This window comes from Streptomyces rubellomurinus (assembly GCF_000961885.1).
GTDB classification, from domain to species: Bacteria; Actinomycetota; Actinomycetes; order Streptomycetales; family Streptomycetaceae; genus Kitasatospora; species Kitasatospora rubellomurina.
In genome coordinates this window covers 1-4,668 of the sequence record NZ_JZKH01000192.1, presented here as the reverse complement: position 1 = coordinate 4,668, position 4,668 = coordinate 1, and the positions used below count along the sequence as shown (strand labels likewise).

Sequence of the window (4,668 nt, the reverse complement as noted above, 5' to 3'; positions counted from 1 at the left end):
TCGGCCTCCCCCAGCAGCACCTCCCGCACCGAGAACGGCACCACCCCCTCGAACGCCCCGCACACCTCGTCCACCGCCGCCGCGAACACCGGGAACGCGCCGTACAGTTCACGCCCCGCACCCGCGACCCGCACCCCCTGCCCCGTGAACACCAGGGCGTGTTTGCCGACCGCCCCCGCCCGTCGCTGCGCCACCCCGGTCACCGCGATCGGGAGTCCGGTGGCCTCGACGGGCCGGGGCGCGCCGTCGGCGAGGGCGGTGAGCCCGGCGGTCAGCTCGGCGAGGTCGCGGCCGAGCACCACGGCGCGGTGTTCCAGCAGGGCCCGGCCGGTGGCGGCGGACCAGGCGACGTCGGCGGGCCGGGCCCGCGGGTGTTCGCGGGTCCAGTCGCGCAGCCGGGCCGCCTGGGCCCGCAGCGCCTCGGGGGTCCGGGCCGACAGCACCCAGGGGACCAGCCCGGCCACCCCGGCCGCCGGGGGCTGCGGCGCCGACTCCGGCCTCTCCGGGGCCTGTTCGAGGATCACGTGCGCGTTGGTGCCGCTGATCCCGAACGAGGACACCCCGGCCCGCCGCGGCCGACCCGTCCGCGGCCACGGAACCGCCTTCGCCAGCAGCTCGACCCCGCCCGCCGACCAGTCCACGTGCGGCGACGGCGCGTCCACGTGCAGCGACTTCGGCAGCACCCCGTGCCGCAGCGCCATCACCATCTTGATCACCCCGGCCACCCCCGCCGCCGCCTGGGTGTGCCCGAGGTTGGACTTCACCGACCCCAGCCACAGCGGCGCTCCGGCGCGCCGGCGCCCGTACGTCGCCAGCAGGGCCCGCGCCTCGATCGGGTCGCCGAGCGTGGTGCCCGTCCCGTGCGCCTCGACCACGTCCACCTCGTCCGTGGAGAGCCCCGCGTTCACCAGCGCCGCCCGGATCACCCGCTCCTGCGACGGCCCGTTCGGCGCGGAGAGCCCGTTGGAGGCGCCGTCCTGGTTCACCGCCGAGCCGCGCACCACCGCCAGCACCGGGTGCCCGTTGCGCACCGCGTCCGACAGCCGCTCCACCAGCAGCAGACCGACGCCCTCGCCCCAGCCCGTCCCGTCCGCGCCCGCCGCGAACGGCTTGCACCGCCCGTCCGCCGCCAGGCCGTTCTGCCGGGCGAACTCGACGAAGGCGGTCGGCCGGGCCATCACGGTCACGCCGCCGGCCAGCGCCAGGTCGCAGTCCCCCGCGCGCAACGCCTGGGCCGCCGTGTGCAGGGCCACCAGGGAGGAGGAGCAGGCCGTGTCGAGGGTGACCGCCGGGCCCTCCAGGCCGAGCGCGTACGCGACCCGGCCGGAGACCACGGACATCGAGCCGCCGGTCACCCGGTGGCCCGCCACCGCCGGGGCGGCGTCGTCCCGGTGGCCGCCGCCGTAGCCGAGCGCGGAGGCGCCGACGAAGACGCCCGTGCGGCTGCGCCGCAGCGAGGTGGGGTCGATGCCGGCGCGCTCCACGGTCTCCCAGGCGGTCTCCAGCAGCAGGCGCTGCTGCGGGTCCATCGCCAGTGCCTCGAAGGGCGAGATGCCGAAGAACTCGGCGTCGAACTCGGCCGCGTCGTGGACGAATCCGCCCTGCCGGGCGGCGGAGCCGGCGGTGAACCGCTCGGGCCCGGTCTCCCAGCCCCGGTCGGTCGGGAAGGCGGAGACCGCGTCGGTGCCGGCCGCCACCAGGCGCCACAGGTCCTCGGCGGACCGGACGCCGCCGGGCAGTCGGCAGCCGGTCGCGACGATCGCGATCGGCTCCCGCCCCGCCTGCTCGGCCTCGCGCAGCCGCTGTTTGGTGGCGCGCAGGTCGGCGGCGGTCAGCCGCAGGAAGTGGCGCAGCTTCTCCTGGGTCGACCCGTCGGACGGGTTCGGCGCGCCGGACGGGCCGGGCGCGGTGGCCTGGGTGGACATGTGTGTGTACCCCTGTCGGTCTTCGAGATATCCGGTGCGGACGGCTGGTCAGGAGATCCCGAACTCCTCCCCGAGGATGTCGAACATCTCGTCGTCGCTGGCGGTGTGCAGGTCGCGTCGGGCCTCGGCCGACTGCTGCGGCGCGCCGGCCCGCAGCCGCTGGGCGAGCTCGGTCAGGCGGGCGGCGACGCGGTCGCGGTCCGCGGCGCCGGACAGCGCCGCCAGGCCGGCCTCCAGCCGGTCCAGCTCGTCGAGCGCCGACACGTCCGGTGCGGTGTCGGCGAAGAGCTCGGAGCCGAGGTGGGCGGCCAGCGCCTGCGCGGTCGGGTGGTCGAAGGCCAGCGTGGTCGGCAGGGACAGCCCGGTGGCCGTGGCGAGCCGGTTGCGCAGGCCGACGGCGGCCAGCGAGTCGAACCCGAGCTCGCGGAACGGCCGTTCGGGCTCGACCGCGGCCGGGTCGGCGTGGCCGAGCTGGGCGGCGACCTCGGCGCACACCAGGGTGACGAGCTCGCCGTGGCGGTCGGCGGCGGTGAGCGGGGCGAGGCGTTCGCGCAGCTGCTCGGGCGCCCGGGTGCCGGTGCCCGGCTCCGCCGCGGCCGGGGCCGGGGTCTCGGCGGCGACGAGTGCGGCGATCAGCGGGCGCGGGCGGGCGGCGGTGTAGCCGACCGCGAAGCGCGGCCAGTCGAGGTCGGCGACGGTCACCCGTTCCAGGTCCTCGTCCAGGGCCTGGCGCAGCGCTTCGAGGGCGAGTTCGGGGTCCATCGCGCCCACGCCGATCCGGTCGAGCGCCGCCGCGACGGTCGGGCTGTCGGACATCCCGCCGCCCGCCCAGCGGCCCCAGGCGACGGCGGTGGCGGCCCGGCCGGCGGCGCGGCGCCGGGCGGCGAGCGCGTCGAGGTAGGCGTTGGCGGCCGCGTACGCGCCCTGGCCGGCGCCGCCCCACACGCCCGCGCCGGAGCTGAACAGCACGAAAGTGTCGGGTTCGTCGGCGCGCAGCAGCTCGTCGAGGGCGAGCGCGCCGCCGACCTTGGCGGCGACGGCCTCGGCGATCGACTCGCCGGTGATCCGGTCGAACGGCCCGCCGACCTCGGCCCCGGCCGCGTGGACCACGGTGTCCACCCGCAGCCCGCGCTCGCGCAGCCCGGCGAGCAGGGCGGCGACGGCCGCGCGGTCGCTGACGTCGCAGGCGGCGAGCTCCACCTCGGCGCCGGCGGCCGTCAGTTCCTCACGCAGCTCCTGGGCACCGGGTGCGGCCGCGCCGCGCCGACCGGCCAGCACCAGGTGCTCGGCGCCGGCCCGGACCAGCCAGCGGGCGAGGTGGCCGCCGAGCGCGCCGGTGCCGCCGGTGACCAGCGCGGTGCGGCCGGGCCGCCAGGGGGCGTCACCGTCGGGGACGTCCTGGCGCGGGGCGTCCTCGGCGTGCGGGAAGCGGACGAGGCGCCGGACGAAGGTGCCGAGCGGGCGGATCGCGATCTCGTCCTCGGCCGAGCCGGCGCCGAGGACGGCCGCCAGGATCGCGGCGGCGCGCCCGTCGACGGTCTCGGGCAGGTCGACCAGGCCGCCCCAGCGCTCCGGGTGTTCGAGGCCGGCGACGCGGCCGAGCCCCCAGAGGGCGGCGGCCACGGCGCCGGCCGGGGGTTCGCCGAGCGGGGAGGCCGCGCCCCGGGTGGCGCACCACAGCGGTGCGTCGAGTCCGGCGTCGCCGAGGGCCTGGACGAGCGTGGCGAGCGCGGTCAGCGCGGGGGTCGGGTCGGCCAGGTCGGGCTCCGGGTCGGGCAGCAGCAGGACGGCGGCGGGCGCGGTCGCCCGGAGCCAGGCGGCGAGCTCTTCACGCCCGTCCGGTACCCGGCCGGATTCGGGGGCGACGACCTCGGCGCCGGCCTCGGTGAGCGCGTCCACGACCGGGGATCCCCCGCCCGCCGGGGCGAGGACCAGCCAGCGCCCGGTGAGCCGGCCGGGCGCGGCGGGGGCGTCCGTCCAGGGCTCCCACCGCTCGGCGTAGCGCCAGGAACGGACGGCGGTGTCGGCCCGCCGGCGGGTGCGCCAGGCGGCGAGCGCGGGCAGCACCTCGTGCAGCGGCGCGTCCTCGGGGACGTCGAGCAGCGCGGCGAGGCCGGGCGCGTCGGCGGCGGTGACGGCGTCCCACAGGCCGGCGTCGACCGGGTCGCCGCTCGGGGCGGCGGAGCGCTTGGCGCGGCCCGGCAGCGCGGTGCCGCTGTCGGGGTCGAGCCAGTAGCGGCGGCCCTGGAAGGCGTAGGTGGGCAGGTCGACCCGGCGGGTGCCGGGCCGGTGCAGCAGGCCGGCCCAGTCGACGGGCACGCCGCGGGCGAAGGCGGCGGCCAGGGCGGAGACCAGCTGGTCCGGGCCGCCCTCGTCGCGCCGCAGGGTGTGCAGCACGGTGGCGGGGGCGGCGGCCTCGGCGATCAGGTCCTCCAGCGGGACGACCAGGCCGGGGTGCGGGCTGCACTCCAGGAACACGGTGTGTCCGTCCGCCAGGGCCGCCCGAACCGCCGTGTCCAGGCGGACGGTGCCGCGCAGGTTGTCGAACCAGTACGAACCCGCCAACTGCTGCGGGTCGGCGACGACTTCGCCGGTCACGGTCGAGTACATCGCGACGCGGCCCGCCAACGGCCTTACGCCCGCGGACAGTTCGGCGACCTCGTCGCGCACCGCGTCCACGTGGGCCGAGTGCGAGGCGTAGTCGACCGGGATCATGCGCGCCCGGACACCCTCGCGCTCGCAC

General features: G+C 78.3%; 2 protein-coding genes. Both read right to left on the bottom strand.

Annotated elements, in window-relative coordinates:
- A partial coding sequence (locus tag VM95_RS37030) for a type I polyketide synthase (RefSeq protein WP_045705619.1) occupies positions 1–1,925 on the bottom strand: 1,925 nt, incomplete at its 3' end.
- 48 nt (positions 1,926–1,973) lie between these two features.
- Positions 1,974–4,668: SDR family NAD(P)-dependent oxidoreductase (locus VM95_RS37025; RefSeq protein WP_045705621.1), on the bottom strand; the 2,695-nt coding region annotated here is incomplete at its 5' end.